Annotated in this window: 17 protein-coding genes and 2 tRNA genes; all 19 read left to right on the plus strand. The window is 42.3% G+C overall.

The window, feature by feature from the left end:
• Positions 1 to 128: 128 nt before the first annotated feature.
• The 19 genes from pth (at position 129) to ftsH (ending at position 19586) form a co-directional block, all read left to right on the plus strand.
• A complete protein-coding gene (gene pth, locus MHI58_RS00335) occupies positions 129 to 695 on the plus strand; it encodes an aminoacyl-tRNA hydrolase (RefSeq protein WP_024719358.1) in 567 nt (188 codons plus the stop codon).
• A gap of 55 nt (positions 696 to 750) precedes the next feature.
• Positions 751 to 981 carry an anti-sigma-F factor Fin family protein gene (locus MHI58_RS00340; RefSeq protein WP_003217967.1) on the plus strand — a complete coding sequence of 77 codons (231 nt, stop codon included), beginning with the start codon at positions 751 to 753 and terminating at the stop codon, positions 979 to 981.
• A 67-nt stretch (positions 982 to 1048) separates the two neighbouring features.
• Positions 1049 to 4582, plus strand: coding sequence for a transcription-repair coupling factor (gene mfd, locus MHI58_RS00345; RefSeq protein ID WP_019743557.1), 3534 nt, complete (start codon positions 1049 to 1051; stop codon positions 4580 to 4582).
• Positions 4583 to 4721: 139 nt separating this feature from the next.
• Positions 4722 to 5258 carry a stage V sporulation protein T gene (gene spoVT, locus MHI58_RS00350; protein WP_007496196.1) on the plus strand — a complete coding sequence of 179 codons (537 nt, stop codon included), beginning with the start codon at positions 4722 to 4724 and terminating at the stop codon, positions 5256 to 5258.
• Between the two features lie 203 nt (positions 5259 to 5461).
• Entirely contained in the window at positions 5462 to 7066 is a 1605-nt protein-coding gene (locus MHI58_RS00355) for a polysaccharide biosynthesis protein (protein WP_041506544.1), read from the plus strand.
• The gene (gene mazG / locus MHI58_RS00360; RefSeq protein WP_045035091.1) at positions 7056 to 8540 is read left to right on the plus strand and encodes a nucleoside triphosphate pyrophosphohydrolase; all 1485 of its coding nucleotides are present in this window, start codon (positions 7056 to 7058) and stop codon (positions 8538 to 8540) included. The genes MHI58_RS00355 and mazG overlap by 11 nt, the downstream gene beginning before the upstream one ends.
• Positions 8537 to 8797 (plus strand): RNA-binding S4 domain-containing protein, encoded by a 261-nt coding sequence (locus MHI58_RS00365; protein WP_008341839.1) that lies wholly within the window; start codon positions 8537 to 8539, stop codon positions 8795 to 8797. Before mazG ends, MHI58_RS00365 begins: the two co-directional genes overlap by 4 nt.
• Before the next feature lie 74 nt (positions 8798 to 8871).
• Positions 8872 to 9180, plus strand: a complete 309-nt coding sequence (yabP, locus tag MHI58_RS00370) for a sporulation protein YabP (RefSeq protein ID WP_007496190.1) — start codon at positions 8872 to 8874, stop codon at positions 9178 to 9180.
• Positions 9177 to 9815: a spore cortex biosynthesis protein YabQ gene (gene yabQ, locus MHI58_RS00375; protein ID WP_045035092.1), complete on the plus strand. Its 639-nt coding sequence runs from the start codon at positions 9177 to 9179 to the stop codon at positions 9813 to 9815. The genes yabP and yabQ overlap by 4 nt, the downstream gene beginning before the upstream one ends.
• An 18-nt stretch (positions 9816 to 9833) precedes the next feature.
• Positions 9834 to 10208, plus strand: coding sequence for a septum formation initiator family protein (locus MHI58_RS00380; protein ID WP_007496186.1), 375 nt, complete (start codon positions 9834 to 9836; stop codon positions 10206 to 10208).
• A gap of 82 nt (positions 10209 to 10290) precedes the next feature.
• Positions 10291 to 10689 (plus strand): S1 domain-containing RNA-binding protein, encoded by a 399-nt coding sequence (locus MHI58_RS00385; protein WP_003217901.1) that lies wholly within the window; start codon positions 10291 to 10293, stop codon positions 10687 to 10689.
• 179 nt (positions 10690 to 10868) lie between these two features.
• Positions 10869 to 10942 (plus strand) — tRNA-Met (locus MHI58_RS00390).
• A 25-nt stretch (positions 10943 to 10967) separates the two neighbouring features.
• Positions 10968 to 11039 (plus strand) — tRNA-Glu (locus tag MHI58_RS00395).
• A 203-nt stretch (positions 11040 to 11242) separates the two neighbouring features.
• Complete coding sequence (gene spoIIE, locus MHI58_RS00400) at positions 11243 to 13726, plus strand: stage II sporulation protein E (protein WP_035391551.1); 2484 nt, start codon at positions 11243 to 11245, stop codon at positions 13724 to 13726.
• Between the two features lie 76 nt (positions 13727 to 13802).
• Complete coding sequence (locus tag MHI58_RS00405; RefSeq protein WP_008341829.1) at positions 13803 to 14537, plus strand: VWA domain-containing protein; 735 nt, start codon at positions 13803 to 13805, stop codon at positions 14535 to 14537.
• Entirely contained in the window at positions 14521 to 15531 is a 1011-nt protein-coding gene (locus MHI58_RS00410) for a protein kinase (protein WP_082055600.1), read from the plus strand. The genes MHI58_RS00405 and MHI58_RS00410 overlap by 17 nt, the downstream gene beginning before the upstream one ends.
• A 96-nt stretch (positions 15532 to 15627) precedes the next feature.
• Entirely contained in the window at positions 15628 to 17031 is a 1404-nt protein-coding gene (gene tilS / locus MHI58_RS00415) for a tRNA lysidine(34) synthetase TilS (protein WP_017366442.1), read from the plus strand.
• A 15-nt stretch (positions 17032 to 17046) separates the two neighbouring features.
• On the plus strand, positions 17047 to 17586 hold the full coding sequence (gene hpt, locus MHI58_RS00420) for a hypoxanthine phosphoribosyltransferase (RefSeq protein ID WP_007496175.1): 540 nt from the start codon (positions 17047 to 17049) through the stop codon (positions 17584 to 17586).
• Positions 17587 to 17681: 95 nt separating this feature from the next.
• Positions 17682 to 19586 carry an ATP-dependent zinc metalloprotease FtsH gene (gene ftsH / locus MHI58_RS00425; protein ID WP_024719367.1) on the plus strand — a complete coding sequence of 635 codons (1905 nt, stop codon included), beginning with the start codon at positions 17682 to 17684 and terminating at the stop codon, positions 19584 to 19586.
• The last annotated feature ends 151 nt before the right edge of the window (positions 19587 to 19737 follow it).

The raw sequence follows: 19737 nt of genomic DNA on the forward strand, positions 1-19737 counted from the left end.
AGACGTAACCCTCCCGCGGTTACGTCTTTTGTGCTAGAATGAAAAGAATTCATACGTTTTGCATGAGGCAATCACATTGGCTCATTTTTTAGGCGTGTGCATGTGCGACAAAGGAGGTTATTGGTTTCATGATTGCGTTCGTTGGATTGGGTAATCCAGGAAAAGAATATGAAAAAACAAGACATAACGTCGGGTTTATGACAATAGATGAACTATCAAAAAAATGGGACATCCCATTAAATCAATCAAAATTCCATGGACAATATGGAACTGGGTTTGTTTCGGGGCAAAAGGTTCTACTTGTGAAGCCTCTTACATATATGAACTTATCAGGGGAATGTGTGCGTCCGCTGATGGATTACTATGATATTCCCCTTGAACATTTGAAGGTCATCTATGATGATCTTGATTTGCCAACGGGCCGGATTCGTTTGCGTACTAAAGGAAGTGCAGGCGGACATAACGGAATCAAATCGTTGATTCAGCATTTAGGTTCACCAGAGTTTGACCGATTTCGTATCGGCATTGGCCGTCCACAAAACGGCATGAAGGTCGTCGATTACGTACTAGGACGCTTCTCAGAGGAAGAACAGCCTGATATCTCATCTGCTATTCAATCATCTGTTGAAGCTTGTGAAGCGGCTTTAACAAAGCCATTTTTAGAAGTGATGAATGATTTTAACAAGAAGGTATAAGAATGATAAGCAAAGCACATACTGATCATAAAATCTCAGCATGGGAGGATCACGTATGGCTTTGCACTATTACTGCCGGCACTGTGGTGTAAAGGTTGGCAGTCTAGATGAATCCGCTGTCCAAAGTGAAGCACTTGGATTTCATCACTTAACAAATGAGGAAAGAAACGATATGATTTCTTATAGGGAAAATGGTGATTTACATGTACAAACCATTTGTGAGGATTGCCAAGAGGCGCTCGAAAGAAATCCTGATTACCATCAGTATCATACCTTTATTCAATAAAAAGCTTTGGTGTAGATAATAGACCAAAGCGTTTTTCTGTTTTAAACAAGCAGGGAGGAGGAGCCAAATGAAAAATATACAATCATTTATCAAACAAAGTGATGATTTTCAGTCCATTTTTAATGGGCTAAAGGAAGGTTTAAAAGAACAACTGCTCGCCGGACTATCAGGCTCCGTCAGATCTTTATTTACAGCCGCCATATCAGACGAATTAAAGCGGCCGATGTTTATTGTGACACACAACTTATATCAAGCGCAGAAGGTCACAGATGATCTAGCAAGTGTGATGCCAGATCGCTCAGTCCTTCTTTATCCTGTCAATGAACTCATTGCATCTGAAATTGCTGTGGCAAGCCCGGAGCTTAGAGCGCAGCGTCTTGATGTATTGAATCGTCTCGCGAATGGAGAAAATCCGATTGTCGTGACCCCAGCAGCTGCAGTGCGTAGAATGCTTCCTCCTGTAGAGCTCTGGAAGGAGAGTCAGATCCATTTAAAGGTTGGTGAAGAAATTGATTTGGAGGCGTTTTCAAAACAACTCGTGCAAATCGGTTATGACCGGACGTCCATGGTCGCTGCGCCCGGAGACTTTAGTGTGCGCGGAGGAATCATTGACATTTATGCGTTAACGGAAGACCACCCGATCCGTATTGAGCTGTTTGATACAGAAGTGGATTCTATTCGGTCCTTCCACTCTGACACGCAGCGTTCATTGGAAACACTTCAAGAAATCAAGATTGGCCCGGCGAAAGAGCTGATTGTAAGAGGGCCTGAACGAGTGAGAGCGATTGAACAGCTTGACGAAGGTCTTGCCAGTAGCTTAAAGAAATTCAACTCGGATAAACAAAAAGAACTGCTCCATCAGAATATTTCTGCTGATCGTGAGAAGCTGCTAGAAGGTATTGTGACACAAGAAATGACGAAGTATCTGTCCTATTTCTATGAAAAGCCTGCTAGTTTGCTAGATTATACATCGCAGGATACGATAATCATTCTAGATGAAATCAGCAGAATTCAGGAGATGGAAGAACAGCTTGAACAGGAAGAAGCAGATTGGACAATTAGTCTGCTGGAAGAAGGGAATATCCTGCATGATCTAGCCCTTTCCTTCCCATTTCAAGAGCTGTTCAATCAGCAATCGAGATCGATTCTTTATTATTCCTTATTTTTGAGACATGTTCAGCAGACCAATCCGCAAAATATCGTCAATGTATCTAGTAAGCAAATGCAGAATTTCCATGGGCAGATGAATGTGCTTGCAAGTGAAATTGAACGCTACAAAAAGCAGAATTATACGGTTGTCTTTTTAGGTGCGGATGAAGAGCGGACAGAGAAGCTGTCATCTGTCTTGCATGATTATGACATTGAAGCAGCTCTTGCTAAACCTGATGCTGAGCTTGTCAGCGGGCAAGTATATATTTTACAAGGTGAGCTGCAAACCGGTTTTGAACTGCCTTTATCCAAAATTGCTGTCATTACAGAGGGTGAACTTTTCAAGAAACGTGTGAAGAAGCAGGCACGTAAGCAAAAGCTGACGAACGCAGAGCGAATCAAAAGCTATTCAGAGCTGCAAGTGGGCGATTATGTGGTGCACATTAACCACGGGATCGGTAAGTATTTAGGAATTGAAACGCTTGAAATTGGCGGCATTCATAAAGATTATTTAAATATTCATTATCAAGGAAGCGATAAGCTTTATGTCCCTGTTGAACAAATTGATCAGGTGCAGAAGTATGTTGGGTCAGAAGGAAAAGAACCAAAGCTATACAAACTAGGCGGTAGCGACTGGAAGCGCGTGAAGAAAAAAGTAGAATCATCTGTGCAGGACATTGCAGATGATCTAATTAAGCTGTACGCAGAACGTGAAGCAAGCAAAGGGTATGCCTTCTCGCCTGACCATGAGATGCAGCGCCAGTTTGAATCTGCATTCCCTTACCAAGAAACAGACGATCAAATTCGCTCGATTCATGAAATCAAGCAAGACATGGAGCGGGAGCGCCCGATGGATCGTCTGCTTTGTGGAGATGTGGGCTATGGAAAAACAGAGGTGGCGATTCGAGCGGCCTTCAAAGCCATTGCTGACGGGAAGCAGGTGGCACTGCTTGTACCAACAACGATCTTAGCGCAGCAGCATTTTGACACGATTATGGACAGATTCCAAGACTATCCTGTTAAAATCGCTCAGCTTAGCCGCTTCCGTACACGAAAAGAAACAACAGAAACCTTAAAAGGGCTGAAAAACGGAACGATTGATATGGTCATTGGGACGCATCGTCTTCTTTCAAAAGACATTGTGTACAAGGATTTAGGACTGTTAATTATCGATGAAGAGCAGCGCTTCGGTGTGACGCATAAAGAGAAAATTAAACAAATGAAAGCCAATATTGATGTGCTGACGTTAACGGCAACGCCAATTCCTCGTACGCTTCATATGTCGATGCTTGGCGTACGTGACTTATCTGTTATTGAAACGCCACCTGAGAACCGTTTCCCAGTTCAAACCTATGTTGTCGAGTACAATGGTGCGTTAGTTAGAGAAGCCATTGAGCGAGAACTGGCAAGAGGCGGTCAAGTGTACTTCCTTTATAACCGAGTGGAGGATATTGAACGAAAAGCAGATGAAATCTCGATGCTTGTTCCAGACGCAAAAGTAAGCTACGCACATGGGAAAATGAGTGAGAACGAGCTTGAATCCGTGATGATTAATTTCCTAGAAGGTGAATCGGATGTACTTGTCAGTACAACCATTATCGAAACGGGCGTAGACATACCAAATGTGAACACGCTCATTGTTCACGATGCTGATAAAATGGGGCTTTCGCAGCTGTACCAGTTAAGAGGACGAGTTGGGCGCTCGAATCGTGTGGCCTATGCTTATTTCACTTATCGAAAAGATAAAGTGCTTTCTGAAGTAGCTGAGAAAAGACTTCAAGCTATTAAAGAATTCACCGAGCTTGGGTCAGGCTTTAAGATTGCGATGCGTGACTTAACGATTCGAGGAGCAGGAAATTTACTTGGTGCACAGCAGCATGGATTTATTGATTCTGTTGGATTCGACCTTTACTCTCAAATGCTGAAAGAAGCCATTGAAGAAAGAAGAGGCGATACGACTGCTCAAGAAAAATTTGAGCCGGAAATTGATCTCCAAATTGATGCCTACATTCCAGATAGCTATATTTCTGATGGCAAACAAAAGATCGAGATGTATAAACAGTTTAGAGCGATTGGATCAATAGAAGAGCGGAAAGAGCTTCAAGATGAAATGATTGACCGATTCGGAGAATATCCGCAAGAAGTGGCTGATTTGTTCACGATTGCGACGATGAAGGTGTACGCTGTGCAGGAACGTGTCGAGTTGATCAAGATGGAGAAAGGCATTGTCAGACTCACTCTCGATGAAAAAGCAAGCAGCGACATCGATGGTCAAAAATTATTTGAGCTTGGCAGTCAATATGGACGTGATATCGGTCTTGGCATGGAAGGCAGCAAGCTGATTATTTCTGTCCAAACAAAAGGCAAGAAAACGGAGGAGTGGCTTGAAGTCGTTCTTCGTATGCTTCGAGGTCTTCAAGATGTGAAAAAAGAAACCATTCCATCTTCATAAAATTTTGTTGGTCTCTCGTGTATATTACGTTTGATGTGACGGATACTAATCTCAGGGTCAAGTGGTGAATGTTGCATAAAGTGGACGCTTTTGTTCCATTCACCCAACACATCATCAAACGAAAGAGAGGCAGCAGTGAATGAAAGCAACTGGAATTGTACGCCGCATCGATGATCTAGGTAGAGTGGTTATACCGAAGGAGATTCGCAGAACATTGCGCATCCGGGAAGGAGATCCACTTGAGATTTTTGTCGACCGCGATGGAGAAGTCATTTTGAAGAAGTATTCACCGATTAGTGAGCTAGGAGACTTTGCGAAGGAATATGCTGATGCTTTATTCGACAGTTTGGGTCATTCTATCCTCATCTGTGATCGTGATACGTATATTGCTGTATCCGGCAGTTCAAAAAAAGAGTACTTAAACAAATCCATTAGTGATTTACTTGAACGAACAATGGATCAGCGTAATTCTGTATTAGAGGACAGCAAGAAAGAAATTCAGCTTGTGGATGGTATTGATGATGATGTATCAGCTTATACCATTGCACCTATTGTTGCAAACGGAGATCCAATTGGCGCCGTCGTTTTATTTTCTAAAGAGCGTTCAATGGGAGAAGTGGAGCATAAAGCGGCAGAAACGGCAGCTGGCTTCTTAGCCCGTCAAATGGAACATTAGGTCTAATAATTCTATATCATCTTGATAAAAAGAAAGAATGCCGATGAAATCATCTGATTTTGTCGGCGTTTTTTATATGGAATGAAACAAAATAATGAATGTATCGTCTACTCCTTAGAAAGAAACGGCTCGCCAGTCACTTGTGATATAATGAGTGCGTTTAAATGCAGGTATATTTTTTGATTGAACATAAAGGAGTCACCATGAAAAATGTTGTGAATCAGCCGCATTGGCTTTTCCAAGGTGCGGTGATTTTAACCATCGCAGGCTTGTTATCAAAGGTACTGAGTGCCGTATATCGTGTCCCTTTTCAAAATATCGTAGGAGACACAGGTTTTTATATTTATCAGCAGGTCTATCCCTTTCTTGGCATTGCGATTATGCTCGGCACCACTGGTTTTCCTGTGATGGTGTCCAAGCTCCTGAGCGAGCATGGTGAGGAGAATCGCCGAATCATTACAAAGGTATCCTTGGTGTATATCACTTTGCTGAGCTTGGTCTTATTTCTTTGTTTATATATAGGAGCAGGCACAATTGCGAATCTCATGGCGGACAGTCAATTAATGCTTCTCATCCAGATGAGTTCGTTTGTGTTTCTATTTCTGCCACTTACCGTGATGCTGAGGGGTGTTTTTCAGAGTGATGGGCTGATGCTCCCCACTGCGGTCTCTCAATTGGCTGAGCAGCTCATCAGAGTAGGCGTCCTGCTTGTTTTATCTTTCTATTTTGTGAGACATGGCTATTCGCTTTATGAAACAGGAGCGGGTGCGGTGTTCTCTTCTATAGCTGGAAGTGCTGCTTCACTCCTTTTGCTTCTTTTCCTTTGGCTGACCTATCGAAAGCAGTCGTCAGCGAGCAAGACATTAAAACAGGCTACACTGCGGAAAAAAGAGGTGCTGAAGAGTTTGGTGCTGTATACATTGACCATTTGTGTGAGTGGATTGCTGATCCTATGGATGCAAATGATCGATGCTTTTCACCTGTATGGGCTGCTGCGTAGTGAGGGACTGAGTGAAGCAGCTGCAAAGGCGGCAAAAGGCGTGTATGACCGAGGTCAGCCGTTCTTGCAGCTCGGGACGGTGTTTGCAATTAGTATCGGGACGTCTCTTGTTCCGTTTTTGTCGTCGGCCTTAAGAAAAGGGCAGCATGAAGCAATTCGTGAAAAAGTACGTACATCATTTAAGGCAACATCGGTGCTGGGGATTGGTTCAGCTGTCGGGCTTATATGTATTTTATCGTCTGTGAACATCATGCTTTTTCGTAATGACTTAGGGACAGATGCGCTGCAAATATTTTGCATATCCATTGCCTTTACATCAATGGCGATTACGCAAACCGCTTTACTTCAAGGTCTGGGACATACCGTGTACCCGGCTGTTGTGGTCCTGATCAGTGTGTTGGTGAAATGGGGGCTGACGCTGGCTCTTGTCCCGTTATTCGGTATTTATGGAGCCGCATGGTCGACTGTTTGTGGGTTTCTCGCCGCCGCTGCGCTCAATGCGGTGTATTTGAAGCATAAAGGGTGGATTTCAATAAGAGAGCTATTCCCAGTGAAAATTCTTTTATCAGCAGCATTCATGGCCGTCGTTTTATTTGGATATCAGGCATTGTTTTCTTGGGTCATTCCCTTTGAAAAACGTCCGTTTTCTGTTTTAGAGAGCCTGACTTCAGTTTTTATTGGTGGTTTCGCCTTTTTATATAGTATTCTTAAGCTAGACGTATTTACGGAAGAGGAATGGAGACTCATTCCATTAGGAGAAAAGATTTTATATTTTAAACAGATGAGAGGGAATCGAAATGGCAGGTAAGATTACAGTCGTTGGTCTTGGGGCAGGCGACATGGATCAGCTGACGCTCGGTGTATATAAGCAGCTGAAGCAGGCGAAAGAAGTATACATGAGAACGCAGGATCATCCACTCACCGCAGAATTGATGCAGGAAGTCCCGTCTCTGACCTTTTTTGATGAGATTTATGAAAAGCATGATCAGTTTGATGCAGTGTATGAGGAAATCACAGATATTCTCTTCCAAGAGGCTGAGGAGAAAGATATTGTGTATGCAGTACCAGGTCACCCGTTTGTAGCGGAAAAGACAGTGCAGCTTCTTGTTTCACAACAGAAGGAGCGCGGGGTTGAGGTGTACGTGGCTGGTGGACAAAGCTTTTTGGATGCGACGTTTAATTCCTTACAGATTGACCCAATTGAAGGGCTGCAATTCGTTGACGCAGGGGATATGAGAGCGGATGATCTAAAGTTGACCCAGCATGTGCTGATCTGTCAAGTATATGATCAGATGACAGCCTCGAATGTGAAGCTGACCCTCATGGAAAAGCTACCTGACGATTATGAAGTCTTTATCGTAACGGCAGCTGGAAGCAGTCAGGAACAGATTACAGGTGTTCCTTTATTTGAACTTGATCGAGATGTGTCGATAAATAACTTAACGAGTGTTTATGTGCCTCCAATCCAAGATGAAAAGCTACTCTATCAACAATTTGACACTTTCCGTGAAGTCATTCGTACATTAAGAGGTCCTGGCGGCTGTCCTTGGGATCAAAAACAAACGAATGAGTCGCTCAAACCATATTTAATTGAAGAATGTTATGAGCTGCTGGAAGCCATAGATGAAGACGATCCAGATCATATGGTTGAAGAACTCGGAGATGTACTGCTTCAAGTTTTACTCCATGTCCAAATTGGTGAAGATGATGGTTACTTCTCAATGGATGACGTCATCCAGCATGTCACAGAAAAAATGATTCGACGACATCCGCATGTGTTTGGTGATACGGATGTGTCTGAAGCATCAGATGTCGTCGCCAACTGGGAAAAAATCAAGCAGCAGGAAAAACCGGAGCGTGCAGCATCTATTTTGCAATCCATTCCAACGACTCTTCCAGCTTTAACAAAAGCCTATAAGCTCCAAAAGAAAGCAGCGAAAGTGGGCTTCGACTGGACAGAAGTAGAGGATATTTGGAACAAATATGAAGAGGAAAAGCAGGAATTCCTTGTGGAAGTGGCAGAGAAAACGGATGAAGGTGCAACAAAGCAGATGAAGGATGAATTTGGGGATCTTTTGTTTGTTCTCGTCAACATTGGCAGGTTTTATCATCTAGAGCCTGAAACCGCCCTCTCTTCTGCAAACACAAAATTCATGCGGCGCTTTCAGCATATTGAACAAAAAGCAAAGGACATAGGGCGTTCACTAGAAGACTTGACCCTAGAAGAAATGGACGATCTGTGGAACGATGCCAAACGCATAGAAAGAGGTGAACATACATGAGACTAGATAAATTCTTAAAAGTGTCTCGTTTAATCAAAAGAAGAACATTGGCAAAAGAAGTAGCCGATCAAGGGAGAATTTCCATTAATGGCACGCAGGCGAAAGCCAGCTCTGACGTGAAAGAAGGGGACGAGCTTCAAATTCGCTTTGGCCAAAAGCTTGTGACTGTTCAAGTCAACGAGTTAAAAGACACAACGAAAAAAGAAGAAGCTGCTGGCATGTATACCGTGCTAAAAGAAGAGAAAACAGCAGAATAGGGCTTGTTCTAAATGTCCCGCCTGTCACATACAATGCAGTAACAATGCAAGTATGAGATATGGGGGATGTATAAATGAATCAATATTATAATCAACCTCAAGGCACGAAGTTGTCATCAGAAGCCGAGCATCATGTCACAATGCGCAACAGAAAGCATTTAGATATTACCGGGGTCAAACAAGTCGAGAGCTTTGATAATGAAGAATTTCTGCTTGAGACTGTCATGGGAGTCCTCGCCATTCGCGGAGAAAATCTGCAAATGAAAAACTTAGATGTAGAAAAGGGCGTTGTGTCCATTAAAGGGCGTGTCTTTGACTTAATCTATGTAGATGAGCAGCACGGGGAGAAAGCTAAAGGATTTTTTAGCAAGCTGTTTAAATGACACTGACGGTCCAGTTTTATACGATGCTTTCGATGGCGGCGATGGGCATCTGGCTGGGCGCATCGCTGGATACGTACAAGCTGTTTGTGAACCGGGAAAAAACAGCAAAATGGCTGCTGGCCATTCACGACCTCCTTTTTTGGGTGGTGCAGGGTCTCTTATTCTTTTATGTCCTGCTGCTGACCAATGAGGGAGAATTCAGGCTTTATATTTTTCTAGCTGTTGCTTTAGGTTTCTCAATGTACCAGGTATTGATGAAACAGCTGTATATGAACATCCTCAAGTTTGTGATGAGGTGTATTTATCAAACTGTTCTTGTCCTGAAAAGGCTGATCATGTCGATGGTTTTCCAGCCCATTCGCTGGATCGTTGGTTTGATCATAAGTGCTCTTCTGTTCTTGTTCCACTCGCTCTTACGCCTTGTTCGTTTTGCGTTTCGACTCGTGTGGAAGGTGCTGTATATTGTTTGTTATCCGCTTATTTGGTTACTCAATGTAACCATTATTCATCGAATTCCCGAAAAATGGCGAACATCAATGAGGTTGTTTTTCTCAAAAGGAGCAGGAATTTTACAAGGGATCAAGAAAGTATCTCGTACCATGAAAACGAAATGGAAACAATTCTGGACAAAGTAAGAGAGGAGGCCTTCATCCTTGAACGAGAGAAAAAGAAATATCGCACAAATTCAAAATGATTATCAAAAACAAATGGAACAGCAAGCGCAGCGCCTAAAACGCAAACGCCGGGGACTCCTTAGAAGGCTTACCGTGTTTGGAGTCATTGTGCTCATGTTTGCTGTTTTGGTAACAAGTGCCCTCTGGTCGCAATCGTCTGCATTGAAAGAAAAAGAAGAGAAGAAGGTTGCGCTTGAAAAAGAATTGAAGCAATTACAAACAAAGCAGGAAGATATTTCTGATGAAATCAAAAAGCTGAAAAGCAAAGAATACGTACTCGAACTGGCACGACGGGACTATTATATGTCTAAAAAAGGCGAAAAAATCTTTGATGTGGGCAATAAGAGCGATTAGCCTTGTTGACACTTAAAATTCAGTTTATGTATAATTGAACAAATGAGATTTTTTTATAAGTCTAAGGAGGAGCACTTTTTTTATGTCGATTGAAGTTGGCAGCAAGTTACAAGGGAAAGTTACGGGCATTACAAATTTTGGAGCTTTTGTGGAGTTGCCAGGCGGTTCAACTGGTCTCGTTCATATCAGTGAGGTAGCCGATAACTATGTAAAAGATATTAATGAGCATTTAAAAGTCGGTGAACAAGTTGAAGTGAAAGTGATTAACGTTGAAAAAGACGGTAAAATCGGCTTGTCCATTAAAAAAGCAAAAGATCGTCCTCAACAACAACAATCAAGACCGAGCAGAAATGATTTCCGTCCGAAGGAATCGTTTGAGCAAAAAATGAACAAATTCTTAAAAGATAGTGAAGACCGCTTAACATCTTTAAAACGTAACACGGAATCAAAACGTGGGGGACGCGGAGCAAGAAGAGGTTAACTTGTTGCTGCTTTCTATATATCTTTCACAACAAAGCACCTGCTGTTTAGCGGGTGCTTTTTTTCAATACAAATTCAACGTTTTTTGTGATTTCGCCATTTAATTTAAAACTTTCTATTGACGGACAAGCGAATCCTTTGTATTATAGTTCTTGTGCTTCTTAGCGCATTTTATATTATGGCGGTGTAGCTCAGCTGGCTAGAGCGTACGGTTCATACCCGTGAGGTCGGGGGTTCGATCCCCTCCGCCGCTATCCTTTTAAAAAGAACAATAAGCAAGGCCCGTTGGTCAAGCGGTTAAGACACCGCCCTTTCACGGCGGTAACACGGGTTCGAATCCCGTACGGGTCATCTTCAAAACAGCTTTCTATAGGAAAGCTGTTTTTTTGTGCTTTCGTAAAATTCTGATGAAAGACATCGACTTTCAAGAAAGTATGCCTTTTTGGCAAATAAAGCGTCGAACGTTTTATGGAAACGACAACTTCTTTTGACAAAATTTCTTTTTCACCTTCGCTATAATGACAAGCAACGAATATCAGGTGGGGGATGAAAAGATGGAAAAACTAGAAAGAAGAACTGATTTAACGGGAGCCGGGTTTGAAAGAATCAGTGCAGGGTTAAAAAAGATGAAAAACCTGTTTCTTCATCATACGCATTCTCTTTTTTTCTATAAAGGGTTTATTTATGTTGTTCTGGGCTTTTTATTGGGACGAGCCTTTATCTTATCTGAAATTATGCCGTTTGCATTGCCTTTCTTTGGGTCCATGCTGCTCATTAAAAGGGATAAAGCGATGCTTGCTTGTCTTGCTTTACTCGCTGGAGCGATGACGATATCACCACAAAATGCATTATTCGTGTTTGCGTCATTGATCGTGTTCCTCCTCATGTCAAAGGTCGTTTCATTCATCATCAAAGACCCAGTAAAAACATTACCGGTTGTGATTGTGCTCTCAATGCTGATAACCAGGGGAGCTTTTGTATACCTCGAGCAGGGTGCGGTTCAAAGCTATGACTATGTGATGGCGGGGGTTGAAGCTGGACTTGCCTTCATTTTGACACTGATTTTTCTTCAAAGTTTGCCGATTTTTACAGTCAGGAAAATCAAACACTCTTTAAAGGTTGAAGAAATTATTTGCTTTATGATATTAATCGCTTCAGTTTTAACAGGTCTGGCTGGGATCACATTTCAAGGAATGCAGGCAGAGCATATTTTGTCACGATATGTAGTGCTGAGCTTTGCCTTTATTGGAGGAGCGAGTATTGGTTGTACAGTGGGTGTTGTAACTGGATTAATTCTTGGTCTCGCCAACATCGGCAACCTTTATCAGATGAGTCTGCTTGCCTTTTCGGGCTTATTAGGCGGATTACTAAAAGAGGGGAAAAAAGCAGGAGCAGCCATCGGCTTGATTGTGGGTTCTTTACTAATCTCCCTCTACGGTGAAGGGTCAGCAGGGCTAATGACAACGCTATATGAATCACTCATCGCAGTTGCACTGTTTTTGCTCACGCCACAGTCAGTAACGTCCAAGGTGGCAAAATATATTCCTGGTACGGTAGAGCATGTACAGGAACAGCAGCAATATGCCAGAAAAGTACGAGACGTGACAGCAAAAAAGGTAGATCAATTCTCTAATGTATTTCATGCGCTGTCTGAGAGTTTTGCGACATTTTACGAATCTATTCCTGAGGAGAAGAAGCAGGAAGAGGATGTAGATCTTTTTTTAAGTACGATCACAGAACGTTCCTGTCAAACGTGCTATAAGAAAAATAAATGCTGGGTGCAGAACTTTGATACAACCTATGAACTCATGAAACAAGTTATGCATGAATCTGATGAAAAAACGTACGAGCATAACCGGAAGTTGAAAAAGAAATTCAGTCAGCACTGCTCAAAATCAAAGCATGTAGAAGAATTGATTGAAGAGGAGATAGCTTACTATAAAGCAAATCAGACCTTAAAGAAAAAGGTCCAAGACAGCAGACGCCTTGTGGCCGAACAACTTATGGGTGTTTCGCAAGTCATGGAGGATTTTTCCCGGGAAATAAAACGAGAAAGAGAGCAGCATTTTATTCAGGAAGAGCAGATGATAGAAGCACTTCAGAACTTTGGAATTGAAATTCAGCAAGTTGAAATTTATAGCTTAGAACAGGGAAATGTTGATATAGAGATGAGAATTCCCTATTGCCAAGGTCATGGGGAATGCGAAAAAATCATCGCTCCAATGCTCTCGGATATTTTAGAAGAACAAGTTTTAGTCAAAGCAGAGCAGTGTGCGGAGCATCCAACAGGTTATTGTCATGTTGTATTCGGTTCTGCAAAATCGTATCGAGTGTCTACAGGTGTAGCACATGCAGCGAAAGGCGGAGGATTAGTATCTGGAGACAGCTACAGCATGATGGAGCTGGGTGCAGGTAAATATGCCGCAGCTATTAGTGATGGGATGGGAAATGGAGCAAGAGCCCATTTTGAAAGCAATGAAACGATCAAGCTGTTAGAAAAAATCTTGGCGTCTGGTATTGATGAAAAAGTAGCGATTAAAACGATTAATAGCATTTTATCTTTACGGACAACAGATGAAGTCTATTCCACATTAGACTTATCTATCATTGATTTACAGGATGCGAGCTGTAAGTTTCTCAAGATTGGCTCCACCCCAAGTTTTATTAAACGTGGTGATCAAGTGATGAAGGTACAGGCCAGCAACTTGCCTATTGGCATTATTGATGAATTTGAAGTAGAAGTGGTGAGTGAACAGATGAAGGCAGGAGATCTCCTTATCATGATGAGCGACGGTATCTTTGAAGGACCAAAGCATATCGAAAATCATGATTTGTGGGTCAAACGAAAAATGAAGAGCTTTAAAACAGAAGATCCGCAAGAGATTGCTGATTTATTAATGGAGGAGGTCATTCGCACAAGAGCAGGTCAAATCGATGACGATATGACGGTTGTCGTCATTAGGCTCGACCACAATACACCAAAATGGGCATCCATTCCGACAGGTACATTCTATCTCCAGAAACAAGAGATTTCTTGAAATATCGTATAATATGAATTTCTTCTGGCGATGATGGGGATATAAGCATTCAGTTACAATCCCAGGAGGAATGAAGATGCGAAAAGGTCACGTAAACCAAATCTTACTGATTACAGATGGCTGCTCAAATCATGGGGAAGACCCACTTGCGATTGCCGCATTGGCAAAGGAGCAAGGGATCACAGTCAATGTCATTGGCATTATGGAAGAGAACAGACACGATCATGAAGCGATGAAAGAAGTAGAGGGGATTGCTCTAGCAGGCGGAGGCATTCATCAGGTTGTCTACGTTCAGCAATTGTCTCAAACCGTACAAATGGTTACAAAAAAGGCGATGACGCAAACGTTACAAGGTGTTGTGAATAAAGAATTGCAGCAAATTCTTGGCAAAGATACTGAAATTGAAGAACTTCCCCCAGATAAGCGTGGAGAAGTGATGGAAGTTGTGGACGAGCTCGGTGAGACGGTTCATCTTCAAGTGCTTGTGCTTGTGGATACGAGTGCAAGTATGAAACCGAAGTTGCCAACGGTCAAAGAAGCACTCATCGATCTCTCTATTAGTCTAAATTCGAGAATTGGTGAAAATCAGTTTGGGATGTGTGTATTTCCCGGGAAAAACTCAGATGCAGAAATTGTGTTGAACTGGACGCCACGGTTCGATTCGTTATCATCGATTTTCCCGAAGCTGACAACAGGAGGAATTACACCGACAGGACCAGCAATTCGAGAAGCACTCCAGCATTTCAAATCAGTTCGTTCACGAAAAGGGCTGCTTGAAGCGAAGGAAGAACATGATGAATTCGGCTTCTAACATCCCATTAGGTACAATGATAAAGGGAAAGTGGCATCACCAACATTACCGCATTGTAAAAGAGCTGGGAAAAGGGGCGAACGGTGTGGTTTATCTGGCCGAATCGCCAAAGGGACAAGTGGCCCTTAAAGTGAGTGATGACAGTATGCTCATTGCATCTGAAGTCAATGTATTAAAATCCTTTTCAAAGGCTCCTGTGAAAACCATGGGGCCTTCTTTTTATGATATGGATGATGCTCTTTATCCTGGAATGTCAGAGAAACGGTCGTTTTATGTCATGGAGTATGTCAGAGGGCCATTGCTGCTTGAATTTGTGAAACAAAAAGGCGATGAATGGATCGTCGTTCTCATGATTCAACTGTTGTCTAACCTTGCTCACTTACATAAGGAAGGCTGGATCTTCGGTGACTTGAAGCCTGATAATCTCATCGTTTCGGGCCCCCCAGCTACGATTCGATGTATTGATGTTGGAGGAACAACGAAGGCAGGAAGGGCGATTAAGGAATACACCGAGTTTTTTGATCGCGGCTACTGGGGCTTCGGTACAAGAAAAGCAGAACCTTCTTATGATCTATTTGCCTTAAGTATGGTCATGGTGAACTGTGCCTATAAAAAAGAATTTAAAAAAGGGGCAGAACCAGAAAAGCAGCTTTATCGAGCGATTGAAGGACATCCTTTATTAAAGCGATATGAGAGGGTGTTAAAAGCGGCTCTCCAAGGCAAATATCAATCAGCGGCAGACATGAAAAGCGCGATGTTGAAAGAAGGACAATTGCTTGCTTCAAGAAAATCACGACAAAAGAAGCCATCACAGCAAAATAGGCAAAAGCCAGCTGTTTCCCAACATCAACAGGCCGCACCTTCACGATCAAGAGCTGCTGCTGCGAAAAGAACATCAGTACGCAAAAAATCAGGCGGTCTTTTTGAAACCATTCTCATCTTATGCAGTGTGCTCGCTCTTTACTGTGCCTATGTGGTTTTATTCCTATTATAGAGCTGTAAAAAAGCAGGCTTCTTCTTTGCTTGGAGCTAATGAAAGTGATAGGATATGTATATCTTTAAATTACCTGCTCTTTGTGAGGAGGAAGTTGTGAATAGAATTGAATCTTTTTTGAAAAAACATGATGTTTTCCTTGAAAATACGACAGTCATTGTCGGGGTTTCTGGCGGACCAGATTCTATGCTCTTGCTGCATGAACTAAACAAACGTCGAAAAGGTTCCTTTCAGCTGATTGCAGCCCATGTAGATCACATGTTCAGAGGAGAAGAATCCTTTGCTGATTTGGCATTTGTTGAAGCGTACTGTAAAGAGCATGAGATCCTTTTTGAATCGGCTCGTATACAGGTCACCCAATATGCAAAAGAAAACCGCTTAAACAAACAGGCAGCTGCAAGAGAGTGCAGATATGCTTTCTTTCGTCAATTGATGGAACAGTACAACGCTCAATTTATAGCACTTGCACATCATGGAGACGATCAAGTAGAAACAATGGTGATGAGGCTGACAAGAGGGACTGTTGGAATAGGACTCGCAGGTATGCAAGCAAAGCGCCCTTTTCAAGAAGGGTGGCTGATTCGTCCGCTGATTGGATATTCTAAGGATGATGTACTCACTGCTTGCGAAAAAGAACAAGTTCCTTATGTCATTGATCAAAGCAATCACACCGATGACTACTTGAGAAACCGGATCAGAAGACACGTTCTTCCCGTGTTAAAAGAAGAGGCACCTCATGTGCATGAAAGCTTTCAGTTTGTAAGTGACATGCTGACTGAGGATGAGCAGTACTTGCAGGCATTAACAAAGGATCAAATGCATCAAGTCATTACGAATCAAACGCCTAAGCAAATTGAGATCAAAACGAAGCCTTTGCTTGACCTGCCTTTGCCTTTACAAAGAAGAGGCATTCAACTAATATTAAACTATCTTTATGAAAACACTCAATCAGCGTTTTCAAACCAGCATATTCTAGGGACTTTGGACTGGTTATCTCATACTGATCAACCGTCTGGATCATTAGATTTGCCAAAAGGTTTACAAGCTGTCAAATCTTATGATCACTGTATGTTTACCTTTGAACGATCGCTTGTCATAGATCAGTCATATACTCATCATTTAAAAGGTGAGCTTGGCGAGGAACTTTTTCTCCCGAATGGACAGTCTATCTTGGTATCAAATCATGTTCCGAAGGATGCACGGAACGGAAACCATTTTTTCTTGCTTCAAAAAGATCATGTTCGTCTTCCTTTGATCATTCGCTCACGAAAAAACGGTGATCGAATCAAACTTAAAGGGATGAATGGATCAAAAAAGGTGAAAGATATATTTATTGATAAAAAAGTGCCTCTTGCAGAAAGAGACAGCTGGCCGATCGTCACTGACTCGGATCATCAAATCATCTGGATCCCAGGTCTGAAAAAATCCGTTTTTGAAGAAATTGATATGACAAACAGCGATCTCATTGTATTACAATATAGACAGCACGAAAATTTGTAGGGGGCAAGCAAAAGCATGAAACAAGATATTGAAAAGATTTTGATCTCAGAAGAAGAGATCCAGCTAAAAGTGAAAGAACTGGGTGCAACATTAACCAGCGATTATGATGGTAAATTTCCCCTGGCTATTGGTGTTTTGAAAGGGGCTCTTCCATTCATGGCAGACCTGATCAAACACATTGATACATATTTAGAGCTTGATTTTATGGATGTATCTAGCTACGGAAAGTCTACCGTATCTTCTGGAGAAGTGAAGATCATCAAAGATCTAGATACTTCTGTTGAAGGAAGAGATATTCTAATTATGGAAGATATCATCGACAGTGGGTTAACTTTGAGTTATCTGGTAGAGCTTTTCCGATACCGTAAAGCAAACTCCATTAAAATTGTGACATTGCTTGATAAACCAAGCGGCCGCAAAGCAGACATCAAAGCAGATTATGTTGGGTTTGAAGTACCAGATGCATTTGTTGTTGGCTATGGATTGGATTTTGCCGAACGTTACCGAAACCTCCCGTATATTGGAGTGTTAAAACCATCTGTTTACGAAGGCTAATGAGCACACGTTTACATGAGGTTATTGGTTGTGTTGGAATGATTTTCTATGATACTATTGAACATAGTTGTGCTTACTGTGGGAGGAGGTAAGGAATGAATCGGGTTTTTCGTAATACGATTTTTTATATACTTATTTTATTACTTGTGATAGGGGTTGTCAGTTGGTTAGGATCCCCTAATCAAAAGCCTGAGAACATGTCTTACAGCAAATTTTCGCAAAATTTAAGTGCGGGAAAAGTGGAGAGTATCTCCATCCAGCCTGTAAGAGGGGTTTATGAAATTCGTGGTCAATTAGATGGCGCGAAGAAAGATGAATACTTCATTACCCATGTTCCAGATGGTCAAGGTGTTGACCAGATTTACAGTGCACTGAAGAATACAGATGTAAAAGTAGAACCAGCCCCTGAAACAAATGGATGGCTGCAAGTTCTGACAACCATCATTCCATTCATCATCATCTTTATCCTGTTCTTCTTCTTATTGAACCAAGCTCAAGGCGGTGGAAGCCGTGTCATGAACTTTGGTAAGAGTAAGGCGAAGCTTTACACAGAAGAGAAGAAACGTGTGAAATTTAAAGATGTTGCCGGTGCGGATGAAGAAAAGCAAGAGCTCGTAGAAGTGGTTGAATTCTTAAAAGATCCACGTAAATTTGCGGAGCTTGGCGCAAGAATCCCTAAAGGGGTTTTACTAGTAGGACCTCCAGGTACAGGTAAAACATTGCTTGCGAGAGCATCTGCAGGAGAAGCAGGCGTTCCTTTCTTCAGCATCAGTGGTTCTGACTTCGTCGAGATGTTCGTCGGTGTCGGTGCTTCACGTGTACGTGATTTGTTTGAAAATGCGAAAAAGAATGCACCTTGCTTAATCTTTATTGATGAGATTGATGCAGTGGGTCGTCAGCGTGGAGCAGGTCTTGGCGGTGGTCATGATGAGCGTGAACAAACGCTTAACCAGCTTCTTGTTGAAATGGATGGTTTTAGTGCCAACGAAGGGATTATCATCATTGCTGCAACGAACCGTGCAGATATCCTAGATCCTGCATTGCTACGTCCGGGACGTTTTGACCGTCAAATTACGGTTGACCGCCCAGATGTCATTGGCCGTGAAGAAGTACTGAAGGTTCATGCGAAAAACAAACCGCTTGATGATACAGTCAACTTGAAAGCCATTGCAAGCAGAACACCAGGGTTCTCTGGGGCAGATCTTGAGAACTTACTAAACGAAGCAGCACTTGTTGCTGCCCGTCAAAACAAAAAGAAAATTGATATGCGTGATATCGACGAAGCAACTGACCGTGTCATTGCTGGACCGGCTAAGAAAAGCCGTGTCATTTCGAAGAAAGAACGTAATATCGTGGCGTACCATGAAGCAGGTCATACCGTCATTGGGCTTATCCTAGACGAAGCGGATATGGTGCATAAAGTAACGATCGTTCCTCGTGGTCAGGCAGGCGGATATGCGGTCATGCTTCCAAGAGAAGACCGTTATTTCCAAACGAAGCCAGAGCTTCTTGATAAAATCGTCGGCTTGCTCGGCGGCCGTGTTGCAGAGGAAATTACGTTTGGTGAAGTAAGTACAGGCGCACACAACGACTTCCAGCGTGCAACAGGTATTGCAAGAAGAATGGTCACAGAATTCGGTATGTCTGATAAACTTGGTCCTCTACAATTCGGTCAAGCACAAGGAGGCCAAGTATTCCTTGGCCGTGATTTTAACAACGAGCCGAATTATAGTGAAGCGATCGCTTATGAAATTGACCAAGAAGTTCAGCGCTTCATAAAAGAAAGCTACGAACGTGCGAAACAAATTCTCACTGAGAATAAAGATAAGCTAGAAATCATCGCACAAGCTCTTCTAGAAGTGGAAACATTAGATGCTGAACAAATTAAATCTCTTTACGAAACTGGAAAGCTTCCAGAGCGTGTATACGCAGATGACGAAGAGAAAAACGATGATGTGAAAGTGAACATCAAGAAAAAAGAAGAAGACGAGGAGATCTAATCTCCTTCTATAAAAAGCTGTCGGGCTCACCGGCAGCTTTTTTTTATTTCGATTCATGAATGGATCGGTTTCGAATTGTTTACAAATGGAACTCAATTCGTGTATGGTATGATAGAAAGTCGAAAAATGCTCTTTTTGAGACACTATTCAA

This window comes from Bacillus sp. FSL K6-2869 (assembly GCF_040869405.1).
In the GTDB taxonomy this organism is placed as follows: Bacteria; Bacillota; Bacilli; order Bacillales; family Bacillaceae; genus Bacillus; species Bacillus altitudinis.

Bases quoted from the DNA above. Each gene is read 5' to 3' on its own strand.
- pth (WP_024719358.1), top strand. From the start codon at position 129: ATGATTGCGTTCGTTGGATTGGGTAATCCAGGAAAAGAATATGAAAAA.
- MHI58_RS00340 (WP_003217967.1), top strand. From the start codon at position 751: ATGGCTTTGCACTATTACTGCCGGCACTGTGGTGTAAAGGTTGGCAGT.
- mfd (WP_019743557.1), top strand. From the start codon at position 1,049: ATGAAAAATATACAATCATTTATCAAACAAAGTGATGATTTTCAGTCC.
- spoVT (WP_007496196.1), top strand. From the start codon at position 4,722: ATGAAAGCAACTGGAATTGTACGCCGCATCGATGATCTAGGTAGAGTG.
- MHI58_RS00355 (WP_041506544.1), top strand. From the start codon at position 5,462: ATGAAAAATGTTGTGAATCAGCCGCATTGGCTTTTCCAAGGTGCGGTG.
- mazG (WP_045035091.1), top strand. From the start codon at position 7,056: ATGGCAGGTAAGATTACAGTCGTTGGTCTTGGGGCAGGCGACATGGAT.
- MHI58_RS00365 (WP_008341839.1), top strand. From the start codon at position 8,537: ATGAGACTAGATAAATTCTTAAAAGTGTCTCGTTTAATCAAAAGAAGA.
- yabP (WP_007496190.1), top strand. From the start codon at position 8,872: ATGAATCAATATTATAATCAACCTCAAGGCACGAAGTTGTCATCAGAA.
- yabQ (WP_045035092.1), top strand. From the start codon at position 9,177: ATGACACTGACGGTCCAGTTTTATACGATGCTTTCGATGGCGGCGATG.
- MHI58_RS00385 (WP_003217901.1), top strand. From the start codon at position 10,291: ATGTCGATTGAAGTTGGCAGCAAGTTACAAGGGAAAGTTACGGGCATT.
- spoIIE (WP_035391551.1), top strand. From the start codon at position 11,243: ATGGAAAAACTAGAAAGAAGAACTGATTTAACGGGAGCCGGGTTTGAA.
- MHI58_RS00405 (WP_008341829.1), top strand. From the start codon at position 13,803: ATGCGAAAAGGTCACGTAAACCAAATCTTACTGATTACAGATGGCTGC.
- MHI58_RS00410 (WP_082055600.1), top strand. From the start codon at position 14,521: ATGAATTCGGCTTCTAACATCCCATTAGGTACAATGATAAAGGGAAAG.
- hpt (WP_007496175.1), top strand. From the start codon at position 17,047: ATGAAACAAGATATTGAAAAGATTTTGATCTCAGAAGAAGAGATCCAG.
- ftsH (WP_024719367.1), top strand. From the start codon at position 17,682: ATGAATCGGGTTTTTCGTAATACGATTTTTTATATACTTATTTTATTA.